Source organism: Metabacillus sediminilitoris, assembly GCF_009720625.1.
GTDB lineage: Bacteria > Bacillota > Bacilli > Bacillales > Bacillaceae > Metabacillus > Metabacillus sediminilitoris.
The window spans coordinates 4,829,729-4,855,624 of record NZ_CP046266.1 but is presented as its reverse complement, the minus strand read 5'-3'; the positions used below and the strand labels follow the sequence as shown (position 1 = coordinate 4,855,624).

25 protein-coding genes and 1 pseudogene are annotated in these 25,896 nt (G+C 37.2%); 18 read left to right on the top strand and 8 right to left on the bottom strand.

Annotated features, from left to right (window positions below; all coding sequences use genetic code 11):
• The first annotated feature begins 178 nt into the window (after nt 1-178).
• The 11 genes from GMB29_RS23460 to GMB29_RS23410 all read left to right on the top strand — a co-directional run bounded on the left by GMB29_RS23460 (nt 179) and on the right by GMB29_RS23410 (nt 12,654).
• A complete protein-coding gene (locus GMB29_RS23460; protein ID WP_136352504.1) occupies nt 179-1,057 on the top strand; it encodes a 6-phosphofructokinase in 879 nt (292 codons plus the stop codon).
• A gap of 208 nt (nt 1,058-1,265) precedes the next feature.
• Complete coding sequence (tkt, locus tag GMB29_RS23455) at nt 1,266-3,278, top strand: transketolase (RefSeq protein WP_136352505.1); 2,013 nt, start codon at nt 1,266-1,268, stop codon at nt 3,276-3,278.
• 217 nt (nt 3,279-3,495) lie between these two features.
• Complete coding sequence (locus GMB29_RS23450) at nt 3,496-4,440, top strand: DNA-binding transcriptional repressor DeoR (RefSeq protein WP_136352506.1); 945 nt, start codon at nt 3,496-3,498, stop codon at nt 4,438-4,440.
• A 117-nt stretch (nt 4,441-4,557) separates the two neighbouring features.
• On the top strand, nt 4,558-4,746 hold the full coding sequence (locus GMB29_RS23445) for a hypothetical protein (protein ID WP_136352507.1): 189 nt from the start codon (nt 4,558-4,560) through the stop codon (nt 4,744-4,746).
• A 63-nt stretch (nt 4,747-4,809) separates the two neighbouring features.
• Nucleotides 4,810-5,331, top strand: coding sequence for a type 1 glutamine amidotransferase domain-containing protein (locus GMB29_RS23440; protein WP_136352508.1), 522 nt, complete (start codon nt 4,810-4,812; stop codon nt 5,329-5,331).
• A 420-nt stretch (nt 5,332-5,751) separates the two neighbouring features.
• A complete protein-coding gene (nikA, locus tag GMB29_RS23435) occupies nt 5,752-7,374 on the top strand; it encodes a nickel ABC transporter substrate-binding protein (RefSeq protein ID WP_136352509.1) in 1,623 nt (540 codons plus the stop codon).
• Nucleotides 7,375-7,390: 16 nt separating this feature from the next.
• Nucleotides 7,391-8,335 carry a nickel ABC transporter permease subunit NikB gene (nikB, locus tag GMB29_RS23430; RefSeq protein ID WP_136352510.1) on the top strand — a complete coding sequence of 315 codons (945 nt, stop codon included), beginning with the start codon at nt 7,391-7,393 and terminating at the stop codon, nt 8,333-8,335.
• Nucleotides 8,332-9,165 (top strand): nickel ABC transporter permease subunit NikC, encoded by an 834-nt coding sequence (gene nikC, locus GMB29_RS23425; protein ID WP_136352511.1) that lies wholly within the window; start codon nt 8,332-8,334, stop codon nt 9,163-9,165. The genes nikB and nikC overlap by 4 nt, the downstream gene beginning before the upstream one ends.
• A 15-nt stretch (nt 9,166-9,180) precedes the next feature.
• Nucleotides 9,181-10,008, top strand: coding sequence for a nickel import ATP-binding protein NikD (gene nikD / locus GMB29_RS23420; protein ID WP_136352512.1), 828 nt, complete (start codon nt 9,181-9,183; stop codon nt 10,006-10,008).
• A 190-nt stretch (nt 10,009-10,198) separates the two neighbouring features.
• On the top strand, nt 10,199-11,020 hold the full coding sequence (nikE, locus tag GMB29_RS23415) for a nickel import ATP-binding protein NikE (protein ID WP_136352513.1): 822 nt from the start codon (nt 10,199-10,201) through the stop codon (nt 11,018-11,020).
• A 314-nt stretch (nt 11,021-11,334) separates the two neighbouring features.
• Nucleotides 11,335-12,654: an MATE family efflux transporter gene (locus tag GMB29_RS23410; RefSeq protein WP_136352514.1), complete on the top strand. Its 1,320-nt coding sequence runs from the start codon at nt 11,335-11,337 to the stop codon at nt 12,652-12,654.
• Between the two features lie 338 nt (nt 12,655-12,992).
• Here GMB29_RS23410 and GMB29_RS23405 read toward each other — a convergent pair whose 3' ends face one another.
• The 3 genes from GMB29_RS23405 to GMB29_RS23395 form a co-directional block, all read right to left on the bottom strand.
• Entirely contained in the window at nt 12,993-13,739 is a 747-nt protein-coding gene (locus GMB29_RS23405; RefSeq protein WP_136352515.1) for an amino acid ABC transporter ATP-binding protein, read from the bottom strand.
• Nucleotides 13,740-13,754: 15 nt separating this feature from the next.
• Nucleotides 13,755-14,414, bottom strand: coding sequence for an amino acid ABC transporter permease (locus GMB29_RS23400; protein ID WP_136352516.1), 660 nt, complete (start codon nt 14,412-14,414; stop codon nt 13,755-13,757).
• Nucleotides 14,415-14,574: 160 nt separating this feature from the next.
• On the bottom strand, nt 14,575-15,348 hold the full coding sequence (locus tag GMB29_RS23395; protein WP_136352517.1) for an amino acid ABC transporter substrate-binding protein: 774 nt from the start codon (nt 15,346-15,348) through the stop codon (nt 14,575-14,577).
• Between the two features lie 352 nt (nt 15,349-15,700).
• Here GMB29_RS23395 and GMB29_RS23390 point away from each other — a divergent pair, with 352 nt between their 5' ends.
• From GMB29_RS23390 to GMB29_RS23380, 3 genes are all read left to right on the top strand, one after another.
• A complete protein-coding gene (locus tag GMB29_RS23390; RefSeq protein WP_136352518.1) occupies nt 15,701-18,730 on the top strand; it encodes an efflux RND transporter permease subunit in 3,030 nt (1,009 codons plus the stop codon).
• A gap of 458 nt (nt 18,731-19,188) precedes the next feature.
• Nucleotides 19,189-19,479, top strand: coding sequence for a DUF3817 domain-containing protein (locus GMB29_RS23385; protein WP_136352519.1), 291 nt, complete (start codon nt 19,189-19,191; stop codon nt 19,477-19,479).
• 33 nt (nt 19,480-19,512) lie between these two features.
• Nucleotides 19,513-19,743 carry a hypothetical protein gene (locus GMB29_RS23380; protein ID WP_136352520.1) on the top strand — a complete coding sequence of 77 codons (231 nt, stop codon included), beginning with the start codon at nt 19,513-19,515 and terminating at the stop codon, nt 19,741-19,743.
• A gap of 104 nt (nt 19,744-19,847) precedes the next feature.
• Here GMB29_RS23380 and GMB29_RS23375 read toward each other — a convergent pair whose 3' ends face one another.
• Nucleotides 19,848-20,177 carry a hypothetical protein gene (locus tag GMB29_RS23375; RefSeq protein ID WP_136352521.1) on the bottom strand — a complete coding sequence of 110 codons (330 nt, stop codon included), beginning with the start codon at nt 20,175-20,177 and terminating at the stop codon, nt 19,848-19,850.
• 200 nt (nt 20,178-20,377) lie between these two features.
• Here GMB29_RS23375 and GMB29_RS23370 point away from each other — a divergent pair.
• The 4 genes and pseudogenes from GMB29_RS23370 to copZ form a co-directional block, all read left to right on the top strand.
• Nucleotides 20,378-20,890 (top strand): annotated as a pseudogene (locus GMB29_RS23370) (HAD-IC family P-type ATPase); the annotation flags it as partial.
• A gap of 56 nt (nt 20,891-20,946) precedes the next feature.
• A complete protein-coding gene (locus tag GMB29_RS23365) occupies nt 20,947-21,765 on the top strand; it encodes a DUF8832 domain-containing protein (RefSeq protein WP_136352523.1) in 819 nt (272 codons plus the stop codon).
• A gap of 64 nt (nt 21,766-21,829) precedes the next feature.
• Complete coding sequence (locus GMB29_RS23360) at nt 21,830-22,156, top strand: metal-sensitive transcriptional regulator (protein WP_136352524.1); 327 nt, start codon at nt 21,830-21,832, stop codon at nt 22,154-22,156.
• An 11-nt stretch (nt 22,157-22,167) separates the two neighbouring features.
• Nucleotides 22,168-22,374 (top strand): copper chaperone CopZ, encoded by a 207-nt coding sequence (gene copZ, locus GMB29_RS23355; RefSeq protein ID WP_136352525.1) that lies wholly within the window; start codon nt 22,168-22,170, stop codon nt 22,372-22,374.
• 57 nt (nt 22,375-22,431) lie between these two features.
• Here the strand turns inward: copZ and GMB29_RS23350 are convergent, their stop codons facing one another.
• The 4 genes from GMB29_RS23350 to GMB29_RS23335 form a co-directional block, all read right to left on the bottom strand.
• A complete protein-coding gene (locus GMB29_RS23350; protein WP_136352526.1) occupies nt 22,432-23,091 on the bottom strand; it encodes a PspA/IM30 family protein in 660 nt (219 codons plus the stop codon).
• The gene (locus GMB29_RS23345) at nt 23,091-23,591 is read right to left on the bottom strand and encodes a hypothetical protein (RefSeq protein ID WP_136352527.1); all 501 of its coding nucleotides are present in this window, start codon (nt 23,589-23,591) and stop codon (nt 23,091-23,093) included. Before GMB29_RS23345 ends, GMB29_RS23350 begins: the two co-directional genes overlap by 1 nt.
• A 126-nt stretch (nt 23,592-23,717) precedes the next feature.
• The gene (locus GMB29_RS23340; RefSeq protein WP_155443936.1) at nt 23,718-25,100 is read right to left on the bottom strand and encodes a sensor histidine kinase; all 1,383 of its coding nucleotides are present in this window, start codon (nt 25,098-25,100) and stop codon (nt 23,718-23,720) included.
• On the bottom strand, nt 25,087-25,764 hold the full coding sequence (locus GMB29_RS23335; protein ID WP_136352529.1) for a response regulator transcription factor: 678 nt from the start codon (nt 25,762-25,764) through the stop codon (nt 25,087-25,089). Before GMB29_RS23335 ends, GMB29_RS23340 begins: the two co-directional genes overlap by 14 nt.
• Nucleotides 25,765-25,896: the final 132 nt, after the last annotated feature.

The window sequence follows — 25,896 nt, the reverse complement described above, 5'->3', positions numbered from 1 at the left end:
GAAAAATTTTGTCTTTTCCTTGAAATATCGTTTAAAAAATTTTTAGAAAAGTCTTTCAATTTTTTTTACAATTAGTACTTTTATGTATTTATCTTTTCCTTTTTTTCATGTATACTAATCATTGTGACAAATGTTCATCGGGTGATGAACGAAATTTCTTTGTAAGGGGGTTACGTACATGAAAATAGGTGTCGTTCATTTTGGTTGGGCTACAGCTGGTACAGCCCAGATCGTTCGTACCCTTATAGAAGGACTATCCATTCAAGAGAATACTGTATATGGGATCGAATGCAATAGAACAACTAAAGATATAGAATTAAAAGAATTAACGAAAAAGAGCCTGGCAGCAACATTAGGCTCAAATAGCTATGTGGTAAGAAGTGTTCCTGTTCAATATTGGAACGAGAATGCTTTACAAATAGCGGATCAATTATCAACTCTTGATAAGGTGATCTTATTAGGTGGAAGTGTCGTTAACAGCGAACATCTATCAGGGAAACTTTTACAAGTTCCTGTTAGTATTTTTAATGATGTAAAAGGTTCACAGCTTACATTAGGCTATGATACAGCATTAAACTCGATTGTTGAAAACATTGAGAGTGTAAGAGATACTGCAAGTTCATTGAACTATGGTAAAGTCAGAGTCTTTTGTGTGCAAATTCCCGGAAATGGGACTTCGAAGTTAGTAGTAAATTCAGCGCTGGCAGTTGAAGCTGAAATTGTGTCAACAGCTAGTGTGGAAGAAATTGAACATATTAAGCAACATGTAAAAGAGGAAGAAATCGTCGAACAAGGTTATACTTTCTTATTGATGAACGAGGGAGTAGATCCGAAACAATTAGAAGGACATTTTACTGGATTTGATCTTGATTGGAGATTTGTCGAGATTGATGAATCACAATTAGGAGGACCATATCCAACTGCATTAGACAGATTAATTGCCAATCAATTAAAAGCAGCTGTTCTTGATTGGAGTTTATCTGATCAGTCTTCAGGGCATTTCGTTATACAAGACGGTCAAGTATTGTTAAAATGTAACGCGACAGAACCCGCTTAAATGCAGCTAAATACTTACATGAGGTTATAGTGAAGGCAAGTTTTGTTTTAATGTCTAGCACAAGCAGCCTAGCACCCTGGGGTCATAGCCCGCACAGGAATTGAAGAAAAAAAACTTTCTCTTTCTATGCATCTTACACCTGTCAGGGCTTTAACTAGTCGCTTGCGCTTTTCTTATGAAAATAAATATTTTCGGAGGGAATAACAAAATGAGTGAATTAACACAATTAGAAAAATTATCAATTGAAACAATCCGTACACTATCTATTGATGCAATTGAAAAAGCAAATTCAGGACATCCAGGAATGCCAATGGGTGCAGCTCCAATGGCATACACTTTATGGACAAAGTTCATGAATGTAAACCCATCAAACCCAAGCTGGTTTAACCGTGACCGATTCGTTCTTTCTGCAGGACATGGTTCAATGCTTCTATACAGCTTACTTCACTTAACTGGTTATGATCTATCAATGGATGATTTAAAATCATTCAGACAATGGGGAAGTAAAACTCCTGGACATCCAGAGTTTGGTCATACTGCAGGTGTAGATGCAACGACAGGTCCACTTGGTCAAGGTATCGCAATGGCAGTTGGTATGGCAATGGCTGAACGTCATTTAGCTGAAACATACAACAAACCATCATATAATGTTGTTGATCACTTCACATATGCAATCTGTGGTGATGGTGACTTAATGGAAGGTATTTCTTCTGAAGCAGCTTCATTAGCAGCACATTTAAAATTAGGACGTCTTGTTGTCCTTTATGATTCAAATGATATTTCTTTAGATGGTGATTTACACAAATCATTCTCTGAAAATGTAGAACAACGTTTTACAGCACAAGGCTGGCAAGTAATCCGTGTTGAAGACGGAAATGACTTGAACGAAATTTCAAATGCAATTGAACAAGCGAAACAAGATTTAGACCGTCCTACTTTAATTGAAGTAAGAACAACAATTGGTTACGGTTCACCTAATAAAGCTGGAAAATCTGCTTCACATGGTTCGCCACTTGGTGCAGATGAAATTAAATTAACTAAAGAAGCGTATAACTGGACATTTGAAGAAGATTTCCACGTACCAAGTGAAGTATATGATCACTTTAACAAAACAGTAAAAGAAGCAGGATCAACGAAAGAAAACGAGTGGAATGATTTACTTGCTGCTTATGGAAAAGAGTACCCAGAACTTGCAGCACAATTGAAAACAGCAATCAGCGGTGAGCTTCCAGAAGGCTGGGATAAAGACATTCCAGTATATGAAGAAGGTTCAAGCCTAGCTTCTCGTGCATCTTCTGGTGAAGTATTAAATGGAATTGCAAAAAATCTTCCATCATTCTTTGGCGGTTCAGCTGACTTAGCTGGTTCTAACAAAACAACAATTAACGGTGCAGGAGACTTCTCAAGTGAAGATTATGCAGGACGCAACATTTGGTTCGGTGTACGTGAATTTGCAATGGGTGCTGCATTAAATGGTATGGCATTACATGGCGGTTTACATGTATTTGGAGGAACGTTCTTCGTATTCTCTGACTACTTACGCCCAGCAATCCGTTTAGCTGCATTAATGAATCTTCCTGTAACATATGTATTTACACATGATAGTATCGCTGTTGGTGAAGATGGCCCTACACATGAGCCAATCGAGCAGCTTGCATCATTACGCGCAATGCCAAATCTATCAGTTGTTCGTCCTGCTGATGGAAATGAAACGGCAGCAGCTTGGAAATCAGCAATTGAATCAACAAAAACTCCAACTGCGCTAGTATTAACTCGTCAAAACCTAAAAACAATCAAAGGTACGAAGGACACTGCATACGAAGGTGTACAAAAAGGAGCATATGTTATCTCTCCAGCATCAAAAGAAACTCCAGATGTTCTTCTATTAGCATCAGGATCAGAAGTTGGTCTTGCAATCGAAGCACAGGAAGTTTTAGCGAAAGATGGTATTGAAGCTTCAGTTGTAAGTATGCCTGCATGGAATCGCTTTGAAGAGCAATCTGCAGAATATAAGCGCTCTGTTCTTCCTAAAGATGTGAAGAAACGTTTAGCAATTGAAATGGCATCTCCACTAGGGTGGGATCGTTACACTGGTGATGAGGGCGATATTCTTGCGATTAATACGTTTGGTGCTTCAGCTCCAGAAAGTCGCATTTTAGCTGAATATGGCTTTACAGTTGAGAACGTTGTTGCTCGTGTAAAAGCACTTATTCAAGGATAATATACCAAACATCAAGAGGCTGACGGTCATATAAAGTGTCAGCCTCTCTTTTTATAAGGCTCTTTTCGTAAAGATTGTTGTTTTAGCAAGTAACAAATTGGAACAGCTGTCGATTGTTGTGGCAGGTGAATAATTGAAAAAACAACAAAGTATGCGAAAACAGCCTTTTATAAAACAAGGTACTTCTCAAATCATTATTAATAATTAGGTGCTGTGTATGGAAAACGATAGGCTTAATAAAATCATTGAAGTCGCTAGACTTTATTACCAATTAGATTATAGTCAACAAGAGATTGCTAAAAAATTAGACGTCTCAAGGCCGACTGTTTCAAGGCTGTTAAAACAAGCAAAGGATACTGGAATTGTCGAAATCAAGATCAATAACCCGCTTGAAACAGGTGCAGTATTAACGGAGCGTTTAAAGGAAAAGTTTGGCTTAAAAGAAGTCGTTGTTGCTTCTGTTCCAGATTATGAACACGCTTCAATAAAAAGGCACTTAGGAGAAGTAGCAGCAGACTATTTAAACAAAGTAGTAAAAGACCATGATATCATTGCTACTTCATGGGGAACCACTGTTTATGAGGTAGCAACACAGCTTAAACAAACGCCAATTAGTCATACAACGGTTGTTCAGCTCAATGGCGGTGTCAATCATTCTGAAGCTAAAACATATGCTTCTGAAATTATTCACTTATTTGGTGAAGCCTTTAATACACAAACCTTTCTACTGCCTCTGCCAGCAATTGTGGACCATATCGTTGTAAAGCAGGCAATTGAAGCCGATCGGCATATACGTAAAATACTCGATTTAGGTAAACAAGCCAATATTGCTATTTTTAGTGTAGGAACACCTGTAGTGGACTCCGCATTATTACAAGCAGAATATTTCACAAAAGAAGACCAACACCTTATCCAATCGAAAGCAGCTGGAGAAATTTGCTCGCGATTTTTTGATAAAAACGGTGACATTTGTGTGGAAAATTTAAACAATCGGACGATTGGAATCGAGCTTCACGAACTTGTTAAAAAAGAAAGGTCGATTTTAGTAGCAGGCGGACCTAAAAAGCTGGAAGCTATTTACGGTGCATTAAAAGGGAAATATGCAAATGTATTAATAACGGACGAGCATACTGCTAGTTTATTAATTGAGTTGGATTATTAAAAAGCCATATACGGTTTGTGCGTATATGGTTTTATTATTTGCTGATCAATAAGAAGGATAATCCACAAACATGGATAATTACATATAAATAACACATGATCATTAGGGGATGGTATGATGGAGAATAACTGTTCGAAATGTAACACGGTAATGGTCGAAGCGAGTCTAGACAGTTTTCCGTTTCGAATATACAAAGCTGAAGAAAAACCAAACGCCCAAACAATGAGTGCGATCAGTCCTTGCTATGTATGTCCTAGCTGCGGATTTATAGAACTTTATGCAAAAGAGCCTAATAAGTTTAAGTAAGCAGAGTTATTGTATGACATACTTAGGTAAGGTATTGTAAAAGAAGAAATGGAGGGAAACTAGATGAAATTAACAGGTAAAAAGGTTTTAAGCTTTGTCCATGAGGATTTTGAGGACTTAGAGCTATGGTATCCAATTCACCGTTTACGCGAAGAAGGTGCAATCGTGGATTTAGTCGGTGAAGATGCGGGCTATACATATAAAGGAAAATATGGTGTCCCTGCAACATCTGATTTTGCCTTTAAAGATGTTGATCCGAATGATTATGATGCATTACTTGTACCAGGCGGCTGGGCTCCTGACAAGCTTCGACGCTTTCAAGAAGTAATTGATATCGTTCAACACATGGAAGAAAGAAAAAAACCAATCGGTCAAATCTGCCATGCAGGCTGGGTCCTAATCTCTGCCAAAATACTAGAAGGCAAAACAGTAACAAGCACACCAGGAATTCGCGATGATATGGAGAATGCTGGAGCAAAATGGCTAGATGAAGCAGTTGTAGTTGATGGACATTTAATTTCAAGTAGACGTCCACCTGATTTACCAGATTATATGAGAGCATTTATTCAAGTTTGTGAAGATTAATAATAAAATTGAGCTTATTGTCTGATCCTTATGCATTGTTGGGAACGATTGAAGAACAAAGGACAAATTCAAATTCCTATTACACTCAACTATTATAAGACATTTAAAGTTACTCAAATATTGGGTGCGAAATTATGCAGCTTAATACGATAGTGACATATTACCATATAACAGAAAACACTCATAAACCCCTTTCTTAAAATGTTAGAACGGGGTTATGAGTGTTTTCTGTTTAAAAACGAAATAAAGGAATCGTTATTTTACAATAAGATATTCCAAAAGGAATCTAAATAATCCAGCTGGAAAGAGTTAATTTGTATAAAATAACCTTTCGAAAGTTTCTGACATTAGATTGACAAGATCAGGCACACTGATTACAATTGAAAATGATTATCATCAGCAAGTAGGAGGAAACACACTATGTATAATGGAAGAAATAGTCGAAAAATAATATCTATTACTGCATTTATTTTATTATTATCAATGGTATTACTTGGTTGCACAAATGCAACTAATGGATCTGCACCGAAAAGCGATGAGGACAATATGCTAAAGATAGCTTGGCCGAGAGATGTAGGCGAAATGAATCCTCATATTTATAATCCTTCACAATTATTTGCTCAATCGATGGTGTATGAACCGTTAGTAAGCTACCAAGAGGGTGGCGAACTAAAACCACATCTAGCTGAGTCATGGGAAATTTCTGAAGACGGGAAAGTATACACGTTTCATTTGCGTCAAGATGTGAAATTTTCCGACGGAACAAGCTTTACTGCAGAAATTGTGAAAAAGAATTTTGATACGATTTTGAAAAATGTTGAAATACATAGTTGGTTAGGTTTCATTTCGAAAGTTGGTCGAACGGATGTAATCGACGAAAATACGTTTAAACTGACATTAACTGAACCATATTATCCAACGATTCAGGAGTTGGCAGTTGTTCGACCAGTTCGATTCTTAGGTGAAGCTGGATTCCCTGAAGATGGTGATACCTCAAAAGGTGTCGTTGAACCAATCGGTACAGGTCCATGGGTTTTGGAAGAGTATAAAGCTGATGAATATGCTATTTTCAAACGCAATGAAAATTATTGGGGTGAACTTCCAAAAGAAGAGAAAATCCAAGTGAAAGTCATTCCTGATGCGGAAACGCGGGTACTTGCTTTTGAAAAAGGTGAGCTAGACCTTATTTACGGAGAAGGTGTGATCAGTTTAGATGCTTTCAAACAATTGGAGTCTACTGGAGATTATGAAACTAGCATTTCAGAACCAGTTGCGACAAGACAGCTTGTCATCAATTCAACGAAAGAACAGCTTTCCGATGAACGGGTACGTCAAGCGCTACATTATGGTTTTAATAAAGAAGCACTTGTTGAAGGGATTACATCTGGTTACGAGGAAAAAGCAGATTATATTTTACCGACAAACCTCCCTTATACGAAAGGCAATGACGCTAAGGTCATTGATTATGATGTAGAAAAAGCAAAATCGTTATTAGATGAAGCAGGGTGGACGCTTCCTAAAGGAAAAACGGTTCGTGAAAAAGATGGACAGACTCTTGAAGTCGAGTTGATGTATGATTCAGCAGAATCGATTCAAAAAACAATGGCAGAAACGCTGCAAGCTGAGTGGGGAGCCATTGGTGTGAAATTAAACATTGTTGGGGTTGAATTAACGGAGCAAATTCAGAGATTTAAAGATAATAAATTTGATATTAATTTCTTTAGTAACTATGGAGCTCCTTATGATCCTCATACTTTCTTAAACATTGTTTTGTCAAAAGGATTTGGATTTAATGAGGCGATATCAGCATATCCGAACAAAGACGAATTAATGAAACAAATCGCCGAGGTTCCGAAAACAACAGATGAGGAAAAACGCCAGCAGCTTTACTCGTCTATCTTAACATCAATCCAAGATCAGGGAGCAATTATTCCGATCTCTTATGTTAAGAAAACAGCCATTTATCAAAAGGATGTTACTAATTTTACTTTCCCGGCTAATCGTGACGAACATCCATTCACGGGAATTAGCATCGAGCAGTAAGTAGCAGGAGGCTTTCATGGGCACCTATATTTTTAAACGATTGATATCTATTATTCCGGTTTTTCTCTTAGCTACATTTCTTACAACTGGAATGATTCACCTTTCACCGGTAGACCCGGCTGAGGCCTACTTAGCAGCCGCCCATATTCAACCGACTGATGAGATTTTGGAGCAAAAAAGACATGAGTTTGGTTTAGATCAACCATTCCTCATTCAATATGTAAACTCTATTATGAAGATATGCCAACTTGATTTTGGCATATCTTATGTTTCGAATAAGCCTGTTTTGGATGAGGTTACATTGAGATTACCGGCTACCTTTCAGCTTGCTCTAGGAAGTATCGTCATAGCTGTACTAGTGAGTATCCCGCTAGGCTTCCTTGCTGGAGTAAAGAAAAATAGTGTAATCGACCATTTTAGCCGGATTCTCTCGTTTTTAGGGGCATCGATTCCGTCTTTTTGGCTCGGTTATCTTTTCATTTTTTTCTTTTCTGTTAAACTTGACCTTTTTCCAGTTGAAGGAATTGGGACATGGCAGCATCTTGTTCTGCCTTCCGTTACACTGGCCCTGCCTTTAATTGCAATCTATACAAGATTGTTACGTGCGAGTGTTCTTGAAAATTTGCAACAGCCATATGTGCTATTTGCCAGGACAAGAGGAATTAACGAAAAAACGATTATGGCCAAGCATGTCTTAAGGATTGCCATTTCCCCGATGATTACTGGTCTTGGGATGAATCTTGGGAAATTACTGACTGGAACAATCATCGTGGAAGCAGTTTTTTCTTGGCCAGGGTTTGGTCGTTATTTTATTGAAGCTATTTTTAATCGTGATATACCAGTCATTCAATGTTATGTGCTGATTGCAGCCAGCTTATTTATTTTAAGTAACTTACTTGTTGATTTAATTCAAATGTATATTGACCCGCGCATTTCCAGGAAAGAAGGGCAGCAGCAATGATTATAAGTTTACCTAAGATATTCAGAAGTCAAAAAGTTATTCCCATATGCTCGATTATATTAAGTATTCTTGTTATCATTGCTATCTTTGCTCCATGGATTGCACCCAATGATCCTATTGCTGTCAACTTAGCTTATAAACTTCATCCTCCTTCTTGGGCTTATCCATTAGGAACGGATCATTTAGGAAGATGTAATCTATCGCGTATTTTATATGGGGCGCGCCTTTCATTAGGTTTTGCGATGCTAATCTTTCTTTCATCCATACTCATTGGTTTACTTGTTGGAACCTTTTCAGGGTATAAGGGCGGCCTTGTTGATCATGTATTGATGAGGTTTTGCGATGGTGTCATGGCTTTTCCAAGTCTTATCCTTATTCTTGGACTTGTTGGCATATTCGGACCTGGACTTACACAAGTGATCATCGCGTTGATGCTTGTGCAATGGGTCTACTATGCAAGAATGTTCCGAGGAATGGTCCTTAGTCTGAAAGAACAAAACTTTATTGCAGCTGCGAAAATAAGCGGCTCTTCTCAATGGAAGATTATTAAAAATCATATTGTCCCAAATGTACTCCCTCCACTTGTCGTCATGGGTACATTAGAAATGGGCTGGGCCATTATGGATATATCCGCCATGTCGTTTCTAGGACTAGGAGTGCAACCCCCTACACCTGAATGGGGAGCGATGATTCACGAAGGGAAATCGTATATTCGGACAAATCCAGAATTAATGCTTTATCCAGGTTTGATCATTATGCTCGTTATTGTTACATTCAATTTACTAGGAGAAGCGTTATCTGAACGGTACGGTGTCAAACGTAGATTTTAAAAAGGGATGAGAATATTGGGTGCAGAACAGTCGAATGTGTTACAAGTGAAAGATTTACATGTACAGGTAAAAACAAAAGATGGTGTTACCCCGCTTGTTCAAGAGATAAATTTTGAACTAAAGCCTGGACGTGTACTTGGTCTAGTTGGGGAAAGTGGATGCGGTAAAACTGTTACAAGTATGTCCATTTTTCAACTTCTTGATCGGAAAACGACAACGATTGATGGGAGTATAACATTACAAGGACGTGAATTGAACGGTTTAGCCGATAAAGAAATGCGGAAGATCCGTGGCAAGGATATTGCCTTTATAATGCAAAATCCGATGAATGCTTTTACACCTGTTTTTACGATCGGCCATCAATTTATCGAAACCATTCGTTCTCATACGCAATGGAATAAAAAACAAGCAACAGAGCTTGCCATCGAGGCAATGCAGCATGTGAACTTACCCAATCCTGCTAACCTATTAAAATCGTATCCTTTTCAATTGAGTGGCGGCATGCTGCAACGGGTGATGATTGCCATTGCAGCCTGCTTACATCCAGCCGTTATTATTGCTGATGAACCAACTACCGCACTTGACGTCAATAATCAGAAGAAAGTGCTGTACCACTTAGATAAAATTCGCTCTGAATATGGTTCAGCTATTCTTTTAATATCCCATGATCTCGGAGTCATTTCGGAAATGGCAGATGAAGTAGCCGTTATGAAGAATGGCAGGATTGTAGAAAAAGCGGATGTGTTTCAGCTATTTGATGAGCCGCAGCATGAGTATACGAAGAAACTACTAAATGCACGCTCACTAATACATTTAGATGGATCTATCATCCATTTGGCTTAGCCTAATGATAGGTATTTACCCCATTCTTAACGGGCAGTAAGTCCCTTACCAAGATTCAAGAATTTATAAAGTAGCAAAAAAGATAGGTGAGGGTAAACTGCCCGTAAAGATCCGATAAGTTTCGCTACCATTCAGTGGGGGATGAAAAAAACCCCCACTGAATGAAGTCTCACTTTACAGGAGTGAACAAATGAGTTTATTACAAGTAAAAGAAGTCACTCATAGCTATGGATCCCGAACGTTTTTAAACTGGAAAGGTCGCCCTAAAAAAGTACTTTCTGATATTTCGCTTGCGATTGAGGAAGGTACATGCTTAGGAATGCTTGGTACGAGCGGGGCCGGTAAAAGTACTTTAGGAAAAGTGATTCTTGGTATGGAACGACCACAAAATGGAAAAATTCTGTTTCAAGGCCATGATATTTATACTGCAGATAAACATACTCGGCAAAAAATCCGTCGCGATATTCAAGCTGTCTTTCAGGATTCATACTCATCAGTCAATCCCCGCATGACAGCCGAACGGATTATTGCAGAGCCTTTAGAAAACTATGAAAAGCTTACTATTGCTGAACTAAAACGGACCATTGTAGAATTATTGGAAAGGGTTGGACTGAGTGAAGAGGACTTAAAAAAATACCCGCACCAATTCAGCGGCGGACAATTGCAGAGGATTAATATTGCAAGAGCGATCTCCCTCAAACCAAAGCTAATTGTTCTAGACGAATCTGTTAGTAGTCTCGATATGGTTAACCAAACACTTATTTTAGAATTACTAAAGGAGCTAAAAGAAGACTTCGGGTTATCTTATTTCTTTATTACCCATGATATTAAAGCTGCCTATACGATTAGTGATACAGTTGGTGTACTAGAAAAAGGAGAATTAGTCGAGCATTTCGATTCAAAAGAGGAGTTTTTCACTTCAGAACATCCTGTCGTAAAAGAGATGCGAGGATCTATACTTGCTGAGCACCCACGTTTTCGTTCGATTCGAACAAGGGTTAGCCAAACTTAATTGAAACGTATTTATTCTAATGCCTCGATTTCATTCATATAATCGGGGCTTTTGTTTTTAAGGCTTTTTTCGCAAACTTTGTTGCTATGGAAATATTATTGGGTATGGTTGATTTCCGCTCCAGGATGCTCGCTTTCCGCGGGGCGGGCTGTGAGCCTCCTCGGCGCACAGCGCCTGCATGAGTCTCACCTGTCCCGCATGAGTCTCGCATATCCGTTCCAATCAACTTAAACGTTTTTTGTTTAAAGAACCTTTTTAAAACTAACAATCTTTTAGAAAAAGAATTATTTTTAATTTACAAGGAGGAGAGTCGGATGAATCATCGTACATATCTTGCTTTAGCGATACCTCTAACGATCTCAACGATGACACAGCCCTTATTAGGGGCTGTAGATACAGCCGTGGTCGGGCAACTGCCTGATCCAGCTTATATTGGCGGTGTTGCTGTTGGGACCCTTATTTTTAATACTTTGTATTGGGTATTCGGGTTTTTACGGGTCAGCACATCTGCTTTTGCCGCACAAGCTAACGGGGCAAGCGATTCAGTTCAAGAAGTTCTTGCTTTATCTCGTCCCTTTTTATTAGCCCTACTTGTAGGCCTGTGTTTTATTTTCTTACAATGGCCAATCGAATATTCGGCTCTTACATTGATTGCACCTGATTCTGATGTAAGTCAGTTTGCAGCTGAATATTTTCGGATTCGAATTTGGGGAGCTCCATTCACTTTGATGAACTACGTTATTCTTGGTTGGTTAATGGGGATGGACAAGATTAAAGAAGCTTTATTTTTACAAGTGTTAATGAATATGTTAAATATGATCTTGGCCATACTTTTTGTTCATGGCTTTTCTTTTGCCGTAAAAGGGGTCGCTATGGCCACCTTGATTGCTGAAATCACAGCTTTCTTAATAGGAATAATCATTGTGTGGAGAATATTACCTTTTAAATGGAAAATACCATCCATTCATGCGCTTATAGATACACAGTCTATGAAAAAGATGTTTCATGTTAACAAGGATTTGTTTATTCGAACAATTTGTTTATTAGTCGTTTTTAATATGTTTACAGCAAAAGGCGCTTCGTTTGGAACAGAATTTCTTGCTGCCAATGCTGTATTATTTCAAATTCATTACATAATGGCTTATTTCTTTGATGGATTTGCGAACGCCTCTAGTATTCTAGTAGGGAAAGCGGTAGGATCAAATGACGAAAAACTATATAAAAAAACACTTACTTTATCTTGGCAATGGTCGATAATTATTGCTCTTATCATCGCTTGTGCCTATGGATTATTTCAAGAACAGATTATTGGACTTTTTACGAATTTACCTAGTGTAATTGAACTTTCGACCAAGTATGGTGCTTGGCTTATTATTTACCCTTTTGTTGCTTGTTTTGGCCTTATCATTTACGGTGTCTTTACAGGAGCCACTGAAATTGCTCCCGTTCGAAACTCGATGATTTACGCAATGATTGTCTTTATCATCCTACAAGTTACAGCAACCCCTGTCTGGCATAATCATGGTCTATGGCTTGCTTTCATCGTTTATACTATTGGACGATCCGCCTTCCTAGTCATGTATATTCCTAGGTTAAATAAAAAATTGACACTAAAGGAGGAATTTGAAAATTAGTCAAAATTAACTTAAAAATTATAAAATATCAAATGGAATCATTCTTAATGTGCTAAAAACTAAAACTCTTAAAATAACTGTTCTCTAATCTATAAAGATTTAATACTGTTCAATTGATTAAAAAGAAATAATACGTATCTTGTTGTCTTCATTGTGGTTTTCTTCGATTACAGAAGGTGGAAACCTTAGCGATTAGAATTTGTCAAAATGCAGTTTGTAGCTCACTAGAATTACCATCAGTAAAGAAGGGTGTCTTAAAAATTCGTAAAAACGATTTTTTAAAACACCCTATTTTCCATTTAATATTTTATGAATGTAGTCAATAGCAATGGCACGAATTATTTTAAACTTTTGCTTAAAAATGCTTTTGTTCTGTCAAATTGAGGATTTATAAATAATTCATCTGGATGCCCAGATTCGATAATTTCTCCATCGTCCATGAAAATGGCCTTATTTGCCACTTCCTTCGCGAATCCCATCTCATGTGTCACTACAATCATCGTCATGTGCTCTTCAGCCAAATCCTTCATTACCTGTAATACTTCGCCGGTCAATTCTGGATCCAATGCCGAAGTTGGTTCATCAAATAGCAAGATTTCAGGGTTCATCATAAGTGCTCGAGCAATCGCTACTCGCTGTTTTTGACCGCCCGAAAGATTGGCAGGGTAAGCTGTTGCACGATCAGAAAGACCAACCTTTTGCAGAATCTCACTGCTGCGTTTCTGGATTATTTCTTTTGTTTCATTCTTTACCATTTTAGGAGCAATCTCCAGATTTTCTTTAACAGTAAGGTGTGGAAAGAGATTGAAATGTTGAAAGACCATTCCCATTTTGGAGGTGATATGCTTGATCTCCTGTGGCTTTGAGTAGATCCCATCTTTCACCAGATATTCGTCGGATACGTTGATGCTTCCGCCGTTAATTTCTTCAAGGTGAATGAGACTGCGGAGCATTGTGCTTTTCCCAGAGCCGGAGGGACCAATTACTGCAACCACATCGTTTTTATTTACTTCAAAACTAATCTTTTTTAAAACTTCTAACTCGCCATATGATTTTTTGAGGTTAGATACTTTTATGATAGCCACATACACAACTCCTTCTTATTCAAATTTGAATCGTCGTTCGAGCCATTTAAAGAACATCGTTAAAATAATCGTCATGATCAGATAAATAACGCCTGCTAAAAAGAAAGGCATGATCGTAAAATCACGGTTCACAGCAGTCTGGGCAAAGTGTAACAATTCCGGAACAGCAACAGCATAGAGCAGCGCGGTATCTTTGACCAAAGTCACTGATTCATTCGACACGGCAGGAAGAGCAACACGGAACATTTGCGGCAGGATAATTCGTGTCATCGTCTGCCATTTATTCAAGCCAAGTACTTTTGATGCTTCATATTGACCTTTATCAATTGACAATAGACCACCACGGAAGATCTCAGCAAAATATGCAGCATAATTCAAAATAAAGCCCAAGCAGGCTGCAACAAAGCGATCCAAAACCAAATATTCTCCAATGACTGGAATCATTGGCAAGCCGAAGCAAATAAATAAAAGCTGTAGTAAAAGCGGTGTACCCCGCATCAAATAAATGTAAATCTGGGCGAGCCAAGATACAGGCTTAATGCTGCTTTTTACAGCAAGGGTTAGTAGAAAGCCCAGTGGAATTGACACCACAATGGCAATCAAAAACAAGAGGACTGTCGCCTGAGCTCCTTCGAGCATTGGCTTAAGTATTGAATTGAAATATTCTACTGACATGAGTGTTTCCTCCAAAACAAAACAGGGTTTCCAAAGGAAATCCTGTTCGCCTTATTTTTACTTGTTCATGAATGATAAATTTTTATACTGTTGATGGTGCAAGACATTCAGCTTAAGCGCAAGCTCCTCGAGCCCCATAGGTTGATAAAGGTGCTTTTACTTACTTTAATACCTTATCTTCGCCAAACCACTCTTTTGAAATTTCAGCTGAGGTTCCGTCCTCATTCATTTCATCTAGTGCTTTTTGTAATTTCTCTAACAGAGCTTCGTTGCCTTTTTTAACACCTATTCCATATTCTTCTGGTGCAAGTGATTCATCTAGAAGCTTAAATGTGCCTTCTTCTTTAGACATGTAATACTTAATAACCACTTCATCAATAACGACTGCATCTACACGTCCAGATTTTAGGTCGCTTAGTGCCAAGACATTGTCGGAAAACTCGGTAACTGTCTTGATTTTTGATTTTACAGGATTAGCGTTTAAGGCATCAGATGCTGAAGAAAGAGATTGTAGACCAACTGCTTTGCCTTCTAAATCATCTAGTTTTGTCAGGTCTGAATCAGCTAAAGTGACTACTACCTGTGAATTTTTTAAATAAGGTTTTGTGAAAAGAACTTTTTCTTTACGTTCATCAGTAATGGTATATCCGTTCCAAATAAGATCAATGCGTCCACTGCTTAGTTCTGATTCCTTTGTCTTCCAGTCAATTGGTTGAAATTTAGCCGTTACTCCCATTTTTTCAGCAGCTGCTTTGGCTAAGTCAATATCAAAACCAACAATTTCGTTATTCTCATCTCTAAATCCCATCGGTGCAAATTTATCGTCAATACCAATTACAAGTGTATTGTCTTTTTTCTCCTCAGGTTTTGAGCATGCTGCAAGTAGTGAGAATATCGCTGCAATTGCTAGAATAATAGTTGCAAAACGTTTCATTCTGAAAACCCCTCTTTTATCTTAATATAATTTCGCTTTAGTACGTTACCATATTATAAGATACCATAAAATGAGTAATGGATATACCCCCAATTTTTTCTTTTCATGTTCAAAAACATAATTGTTCACTCTTTTAAATAATTGAATGTTATTTTGTTCTTAAATGGCCATGGTTATTGTTGAATTGAATGACATCTTACGTCTGTTCAAATGAATGAGAATACGTCTTAAGTCTTAGAGAAGTTTACACCTTAAGTCATTTAACGCTTCCACTTTTTGTTATTAGAATAAGGACTGTAGTTATAACGATACAGTTTGTATGAATTCAAAAATTGGAAGGAGTAAACATGTTATGTCTTGGTTTACAAAATGGTCTTTTAAGAACAAAGCTGCAGTAGCCATTATGTCTTTGCTTGTTTTGGTAATGGGAGTATTAAGTTATTTTCGCTTACCAATGGAATTTTTACCTTCAGCTGATCAACCATTTATTTCAGTTGTAATAGTTGGCGAAGGTTTAGATGCGAGTTCAATGGAGGAACAAGTAACAACCCCGATTGAAGAGGCTGTCGATCGTGTAAATGGAAAAGTGAACGTGTTTTCAACAACAGGTGATGGTTATTCCTCAGTCGATATTCATCTTGAATCAAGTGTAGATAAGAAAGAAGCAAAGCGTGAGATTGAAGATGCGTTAGCAAATGTTCAATTACCTGATAATGTAATGAAGCCGAATATCGTTCAATTGAATACATCTATGATTCCAGTATCATACATTTCGTTAACTTTTGATAAAGGCATTAATCCTGAAACCATTCAATATGCAAAGGATGAGATTGTCCCTTATTTCAAAAATATTGATGGTGTTGCAGATATTCAAACCAATGGAACAATTCCATCATATGTATCGGTTGAGTTAGATGAAAAGAAAATGGCGGAAAAAAAGGTCTCGATTGAACATATCATGCCATTGCTGCAAGGGCAAAACATTGCTACCGCAGTAGGTGAAAAGAATGTAGATGGGAAAACATCCAATATCAAAGTTGTTGGTGATCTTAATACAGTTGAAAAGCTAGAGAATACTGAGATTCTTCCATCTATACCACTCAAGGATGTTGCAAGTATTACGATAGAAAAGCAAGAAAACAATCTTACGAAAGTAAATGGCCATGATGCATTAACATTCGTTATTACGAAAGACAGCAATTCAAATGCTGTCACAATAAGTAAAGAAGCGAAAAAAGTTTCTCAAGAAGTAAATGACAAGTATGATAACTTAGAAACAAATGTGATTTTGTCGACTGCTGATACGGTAGAATCATCTGTTCAAAGTATGATGAAGGAAGTCTTACTAGGAGCCCTTTTTGCAACAATTGTGATTATGCTTTTCTTACGTAATCTTCGTTCGACGTTAATTACGATTGTATCCATTCCGCTTTCATTAGGATTTACCTTATTCCTGCTAGCTCAATCTGGAGTGACCTTAAATATTTTAACGCTAGGCGGTGTGGCCGTTGCAGTTGGACGTCTTGTAGATGATAGTATCGTTGTGATTGAAAATATTTTTAGAAGAGCACAAACGGAAAATTTCTCAGTCAAAATGGTGATTGAAGCAACGAAGGAAGTTGGCTCAGCAATCACATCATCAACCCTAACAACTGTTGCAGTCTTTCTGCCATTAGGATTATTAAGCGGCAGCTTACAGGACTTTATGCTTCCTTTTGCCTTAACGATTACCTACTCGTTATTAGCTTCATTACTTGTTGCTTTAACAGTAGTGCCGCTTATGAGTGCAGGTCTTCTTAAAAATGCGAAAATAAAAGAGCATAAACCATCGGCTCGTTTTGAGAAATTTTTAACATGGTCATTAAATCATAAATGGATTGTTGTTTTAACAGCATTGATCCTGTTTTGCGGGTCAATTGGAGCTTATATCATGCTCCCTAAAGGGTCTGTAGACAAAACAAAAGCGGATTATGTCTTTGTTTCATTGGAGTATCCTAATGAAACACCGATTGAAAAAGTAAAAGAAGAGTCTATAAAGCTTGAAGAGTATATTTTAAAACAAGATGGCATTGATAATGTTTATTTGCAACTTGGAAACTCTGAAGATGCCGCAAAGTATGGTGAAGTCGGCAGTCCTACAGAAACGCAAATTTTGACAACATTAAAAGCTGATGCTGATATGGGAGCATTTATCGAAACCATCAATACCCAAAAGGATGAATATAAAGATGCGACATTAGAAGCGACTGAAGCTACAATAATGGGAGGAGGAGCAACTTCTATCACAATTGATGTCATCGGTGATGATGTCGTTGAACTCATCAATGTCTCGGAAAATGTTCAAGCTGAAATAGAAGAGATAGAGGGAGTTGAGAAAGTAACTTCCAACCAAGAAGAAACAAAAACAGTTTATTCATTCGTCGTTGATCCTGGGTTAGCCAAAGCTGATCAAGTTGCCCAACAAGCAGCAGTCATGCTTAACAAAACACCACTTGGTACGATTGAAATAAATGACCTGCAAACAATGGTCATGCTGGAACCAGTCTTCAATCCTGAAACAGAAAAAGAATTATCAAATGTTCCAATCATGACAGCAAATGGTATGACGACCATTGCTAAAGTAGCGGAGTTAAAGGAAACAGAAGAACCTACTAGCACATTCCACAAAGACGGCGAGCAATATGTAAGGGTAACAGCGACAGTTGATCCTGAAAAACTATCAACGATTTCAGAAGAAGTAAATAAAAAGATTTATGGTGATAAAACGGTTGATGGCTTAGAACTCCCTGATAACGTCGAGGTTCTTGTAGGTGGAGCAAGTGTCGACCAGGCTAGTGAATTTAATGATTTATTTATGACGATGCTTGCATCGATTGGAATTGTGTTCTTAATTATGGTCATTACATTTAAAACAATCCGAGCACCAATTGCTATTCTCTTCTCCTTACCATTAGCAGCAATCGGGGCAATATTAGGAATCGTTATAAGCGGTATTACTGTTGATGTTACGGCACTGCTTGGTGCGTTAATGCTAATCGGTATTGTTGTAACAAATGCCATCGTTCTGCTTGACCGGGTAAAACAAAATGAACAAACAATGATTATTAGAGATGCATTAGTTGAAGCTGCGACAATCCGAATGCGCCCAATCATTATGACGGCCGTTGCAACCATTTCCGCCATGCTTCCATTACTATTTAAAGAAGCTGAAATGGGCAACCTTGTTTCTGCAAGTCTGGCCATCGTTGTAATAGGTGGATTGAGTGTAGCAACATTATTAACGCTAGTCGTTATCCCTGTTATTTATGAACTGCTGCACTTCAAAAAGGCAAAAAGACAAAGATTAAAAGCTGAAAAAAACGGTGAAACATTAGCTGGTTAATAGAATAAGTTTAAGAGGTTTGGCTATTGAATAGTCAAACCTCTTTTATTTTTTATGAATAGGAAGGTTTTTGATTTTGTCAATTGTTTAAAAAAGAGTTTTATTTTTATATTAGGAAAAAGTTGTTGTGCATACTTACTAATTTCATCTTGTCTATAAGTTGTTAATTGTGTACCTAATTCAGTTGAAAATTCAGTGTCAAAATCAGAAATATAAAGGGTAAGGACAGCTCCATTCTGTTTCTTCTAAACGATAGTTACTTAAAATATTCATCACAAACACCTCCAATATTAGTAGGGGAAATACAGGACAGCTTTATCTTATTTAACCTGTAGTAAGGGGACGGCGTAATAAGTCTCGTCTTAAAACTGTTATGAAAATGTCAAAGAATATCTTAGTCTCCTAGCTTGTTGGATGTATAATAATGAGTATGAAAGCTATAAATTGGAGTTGATGAGATGTTTAACACATCTGTAGGATTATTACGGTTTTTTGGAATTCTGGAGGGGATTTCTTATTTAGTACTTCTCATAATAGCAATGCCCTTAAAGTATTTTCTAGATTTCCCAATTGCCGTCACCATTGTCGGTGGTCTGCACGGTTTCCTATTTGTTTCATTCGTCATTATGGTAGCCATTGTGAAATTTAGAAAGCATTGGTCTGTTTTATGGGGAGTATGGGCCGTATTTTTATCGTTTATCCCATTTGGTACGTTTTATTTAGATAAACAATTAAAAACGAAGGAATAAGCTAGCTTTTTCTTGATCCCGTAAAAGCACTGTATGACGCAGTGCTTTTTTATTTACTCGGCACAGAAAGTTGAGATTGATACAGAGGGAAAGACAGTTGAAGAAGTGAAGGAAGAATTAAATAAAAATAGACCTCAAATGGGTGAAGGCGGCCCAATGAATGACATTCTTATTAAAAACGCTGAAGAAGCTGGAATTGAAACAGATGGTAAAACAAAAGAAAAGATAATGGAAGAGTTAGGAATAGATAAACCATTGACTTGAAATGATGGAATAAGTTTTAGGAGCTGGCAATTTATTAAATGTCAGCTCCTTTTTGTATTAGGCCTAATGAAGGGAGTGAAGGACTTAATTCGATTACCCTCACTTCATTGAATAATTTCAACTTTTTCTAAAATGTTCTGAGTGGTTTCTTCATTATAGAAATACGTAATGGATAGCTTTTCATTCGTTTTTAGTGATTCGAGTATCTTCATTTGTTCTTGATTAATTTGCAAGGCAATTGGTTTATCATCAATGATGACTTCGATAGAATGCGTATCGATGAGTCCTACATATATTGCTTTTGCAGTAATAAGTGATTGTTCCTTTCCTTGTCCTGTATTCACACTGCTATTTGTTTCCACATTCGTTTGTTTAGATGTACCACACCCGGCTAACAAAATCATGGATGATAAAAGTAAAATGATCGATTTCAAAGAAATCCCTCTGTTCTATGTTTTTTTACTATTTATATAGACTAGCTGACGATTTGATACGTGAATGAGGAAAAAAAAATTGTTTCTCCACATTGACTTATACCGTAGAGGGGTATAGTATATAAATATCAAAAGTATTATACAACTAATTTTCCCATTCAAATTCATTCAAACATTATAAATAGAGGAAACATGCCCATCAACAAATGGAACTGCTTGAGGATAAGGGGAAAACGGCGATGATCGTCGCAATCAACGAACAATATTCAGGTATTGTTGCTGTGGCAGATACAGTGAAAGAAACATTAAAAAAAGCAATCCACCGTTTAAAGAAAATGGGTCTCGAGGTTGTCATGATGCCTGGTGATAATGAACGAACAGCTAGATCCATTGCCGCTGAAGTAGGAATTAACACATTTATCGCGGAAGTGCTGCCTGAAGGGAAAGCGGCAGAGATGAAAAAGTTACAAGCACAAGATCGTGTTGTTGCAATGAAAGCCGCTGATATCACATTAATGCGGGGAAATTTAATGAGTATAGCAGAAGCGATCTTAATGAGTAAAAAAACAATCCGCAATATTAAACAAAATCTGTTCTGGGCTTTTGCTTATAATACAATTGACATTCCAATTGCCGCGCTTGGTTTTCTTGCTCCTTGGCTTGCCGGTGCGGCAATGGCCTTTAGCTCAGTATCTGTCGTATTGAATGCGTAACGTCTGCAAAGAGTAAAATTACATGTCAAAGATATGTGATGAAGGAGTAGAGAAAAATGAAAAAATGGGCAATATCAGCAGTCATTTATTTACTCGTTGTTATTGGTGCATATACACTCTTTTCTCAATTGAGAGAAGATGATGGAAATGACCATCAGGAGAGTGCTGTACAAGAAACAAATCGTACGGATCATGGACATGAAGATCACCATGGTGAAGAAAACGAAAAAGGAAATGAGCGTCAAATTACAGCAAATGTCTCTTATGAGAATAATGGACTTCTTGTGAAGCTAGTGGATGATAAAGATCAGCTCTTTGATGATCTAGAAGTCAATCATGAAAAACTTCTCCATTTAATTATTGTTGATGAACATCTCAATCAATTTCACCATGTTCATCCAGAGAAAACGAACAATGGTACATTCACATTAAATATGGATTTGCCTGAAGGATCATATAAAGCATTTGTTGATATTAAGCCAAAAAATGCATCGTATCATGTAGAACCAATTCCTTTTCATATAGGTGGAAAAGTGGTAGACCATCATCATCAAGCCCTTCAACCAGATAGGACACTTACTAAAAAGGTTGATGAATATGAGGTGTCTTTAAAAATGAGTGCACAAAAAGCATCTGAACCAATCACCTTGTCTTTTGAATTAGATGAAGCTAATTTGCAGCCTTATTTAGGTGCAATGGGGCATATCGTAATCTTAAATGAAGATGCTACTGAGTATATTCATGTTCATCCAGCGAATGATCACGAAGCTATCTTTGAAACACAATTTAGTCAAGCTGGTACGTATAAAATTTGGGCTGAGTTTAAGCAAAATGGTGTTGTTCGAGCATTTCCATTTGTTGTTGTGATTCAGTAGATTTTTGCAAGAACTAGAGCTGGTATATTACTATTAAGAGAAAAAGGTATAGGGGGATGTTGCTGTGAGCACTGAACAAAACAGCCAAAATCACTGTGACCATGATGATGAAAGAAGAAGCCATCATTCAGAAAAAGTGAAAAAAAATCTCGTCACGCGTTTAAACAAAATTGAAGGGCAAATTCGTGGAATTAAAGCATTAATAGAAAAGGATACGTATTGTGATGATGTTATTACACAAATTTCAGCAACACAATCTGCATTAAACAGTGTTGGAAAACTATTGCTTGAAGGACACTTACGGACATGTGTTGTCGAAAGAATTCAAGAGGGTGACGAAGAAATCATTGATGAATTATTAATAACCGTCCAAAGATTAATGAAAAAATAGGAGGAATTATGATGGAAACTGTAACATTAAAAGTAGAAGGTATGTCTTGTAATCATTGTGTGAATGCGATTGAAAGTAATGTTGGAAAATTGCAAGGTGTTTCAAATGTAAAGGTAAATTTAGATAATGGAACAGTCGAGGTAAGTTTTGATAGCAGTGAAGTATCAAAAGAAGCAATGATCGATGTGATTGAAGATCAAGGGTATGATGTTGTTTAATCAAGATAAAAAAGAACCTGTCCAAATTTAGGGCAGGTTCTTTTGATCTTTAATCAATTATTCTTGCGTTTGGCTTACCGCTTCTTTTGCTCGCAAAAACTCTTCTTCTACCTCAATTGAATACGTTTTTTCCTTACGAAGATCAAGATCATATAAATAATCATGTGCACTAGATTGTGCCTCTAGGCGCATAACCTTATCTTCCATTCTCGCAAAGCCATTTACGATATTTTCAGATTGTGAAGAAACTAGTGTGCTTTTGATTCGATGTGTTGTAGTTGCAGCATTTGCTCTTGAAATGAGCATTGATTTACGATTTTGTAAATTAGCATAAGTATCTTTTAATTTAACAACTTGAGCTTTAAATTGTGTCGTTTGATTTTTAATGGCTGCTAGTTGCTGCTCTAGCACCTGTAGCTTCTTTTCATTTTCAATTCGATCATGGATTGCCAGCTTAGCCATATCGTCATTGTCCTTTTCAATTGCTAATTGCTGTTGTCTTTTACGATCTTTAATGATTGTTTCAACTTGCTCGATTAATCCTTTATGCTTTTGTTCAAAGTATAGTTGGCTACCTAATGCAGTCTGTGCTTTTTCAAGCTCTTCTTCAAGTTCTCTTATATATTGCTTAACCATGCTTACTGGATCCTCGCACTTGTCCAATGTATGGTTTATATCTGCAGCTGCAATTGTTTTAATCCGTTTTAAAAGTCCCATTATTTATATTCCTCCTTGTTTGTTTTACGCTCCCACTCATCAAGAATATCGTGAGCATGATTTGTGTGTAATGGTGTGGTAACGAACATTGGTTCATCTATAAAATGTGAAGCTGTCTTTTTCTTTTTAAAAGCGAAATAGAAAACGACTAGTAAAAGTGGGATGGCAATGATTAACGGCAGGATTGAGAACAACCCGATTCCAAGTAAGATCACACCAACCCATTTCTTTACGGATTCTCCATTTGCTTTTTTCCAGATCCACCAGCCTAAAGCAATTAATCCTAGGTTAAATAGGAATGGGATGAATGAGAAGCCGAACATGTTCACGTGACCTCCAATTCCTACATCTCTATGATGAAAACCGCCCCTGCCAGGACCCATATGTGCGTGCATAGATTGTGTAAAGAAATGTCCAACAACATTTAAGACGATTGACAGGACAAGAAGTCCAAGTAAGGTAATCCCAATCCAGAGCAAAGGATTTCTTTTTGTTTTCATTCTTTCACCTCCTTTCAAGATGTGTTAACTTGCTATGGTTATAATGTAATAGAGTTTGGTGAAAAGACGGTGAAAAATTGGCCAATGTTGAAAAATAAAAAAAGCTTGTAGAGTTTTTTCTACAAGCTACATTGTTTTAGATGGAATTTTTACGATAAAAGTACTACCTTCACCTATTTTACTTTCTACTGATATACGGCCGCCGTGTATGTCTACGATCCATTTTGCAATGGAAAGACCTAGTCCATGTCCGCCTTGTTGTCTTGTTCTTGCTTTATCGACACGATAAAATCTTTCAAATATATGTGTTAAGTTCTTTTCATCTATTCCGATTCCATTATCCTTAACAGAGATCGTAACCAAATTCTTTTCCATCGTAATCGACAATGTGACAGAACCAGATTCTTTGGAATATTTAATTGCATTATCGAGGAGGATATACAACAGCTGAGTGATACGGTCTTTGTTGCCAAAGATTGTAATAGCAGTTGAAATGTCTAATTCAAGCTGAATATTTTTCGAAGCAGCATGGCCTTCAAAGGTGTGAATCGTTCGTTCGGCAATAGGTCGAAGGTTAAAATCTTCAAATGAAATGTTCGGGTCATCTGAATCAGATCTTGCCAGTGTTAGTAAATCTCCTACTAATCCAGACATTCGTTTTACTTCGTCTTTTAAATTTCCGACCATTTTTGCTGAGATCTCATTTTTCTCCTCATCCTCCATTTCAAGAATATCTAAAGAAGAGAGCATCACACTTAATGGTGTCCGCAATTCATGGGAAGCGTCTGCCACGAACTCCTGTTGCCGTTTAAAGGCCCGCTCAATTGGAACCATTGCCCGATTTGACATCACTCGGCTAAAAGCAAAAGCAATGAATGAAAAGATAAGCGCTGAAAATGCTAAAATGATGAAAAGTCTTTTTAGTAATTGTAATAAATCCGTGATATTTTCGCCTATATATAGATATCCGACTAGCTGATCATGATCATAGATTGGTCTAGCAATCATCAGAATCTGCAACTCTGGATCTTTTGGTATATAGGTTGAGAAGCGGCGATTATCTTTATTTTTTTCATTTTTTATAAATAGTTTACGATCAAGAATAAATTCCTCTTTTCGCAATTCTTCTTTTTCAGGTTTCCAATTTTTAATAAAATTGATAAAAGCCGTTTTGAGGAGAGGTAATTGTTCATTATTTAATACCAATTCCCCTCTGGTATCTAAAACATAATAAAATAACGGATCACTATCTGTCGTGACGAATTCCTGATTATCATTACGTTCACCTGGATGATGATTAGGGTCTTGTAAGAAAAATTCCTCAACAAGCTCTGCTTCATGTCTTACTCTATCGCGCAATTCACTTCTTTCAGCAGAAAGAAACCAAAAATAGACAAATGAAAATAAAATAATGATAAATAACATCAGAAAAAGAATAATGAGCAAACTATACTTAGCCGTTAGCGATCGCCGGGTTTTATAGAAGAGATCACGTTTAGTTCGTTTCAAGTTTATATCCTACCCCTCTGATGCTTTGTAACCAATCTCCTTTTCCGAATTTCTTTAGCTTTTTACGCAGTAATTTAACGGTCGCATCAATTGTTTTATATGCCACATCTGTCTTGTTTCCCCATATTCGCTCAAATATGATGTCTCTAGTCAGGACTTGTCCTTTATTTTGCACCAATAAATCAAGAAGCTGGTATTCACGCGGTGTCAATTGAATCATTTCTTGATCCATTTGCAGCGATTGGCTTGTTCGATTGATCGTTAAATTTTCAATTAGCAGAACTTCTTCACGAATGGGTGAAAAATTACGACGTGATAGTGCTCTTAGTCTTGCTAATAATTCATCAATTTCGAACGGTTTCACAAGGTAGTCATCTGCTCCAGAATCAAGTCCGGCAACACGATCTTGAATGGCATCTTTTGCAGTTAGCATTAATATCGCTCCACCATACCCATTGCTTCTTAAGAGCCGGCAAATCTCGATGCCATCTCCATGAGGCATCATCCAGTCCATAATGATCACATCATAGTGAGAGGCTTTTGCATACTCATATGCATCTTCACCAGTTTGTACCCATTCTACTTGATACTTTACTTTTTTCATAAGCATATATGTAATAAGCTCACCAAGCTTTTGATCATCTTCAGCTAATAAAATATTCATGTTGCACGACTCCTTTCATACCTACAGCTTAACCTATCGTATCATGATTAAATGAAAAGATAGAGAAAAATAGGAAACGATTAATGAGCTGCAATGAAAAAACAAGTAGCTTGATAATCAGAATCATTGCTA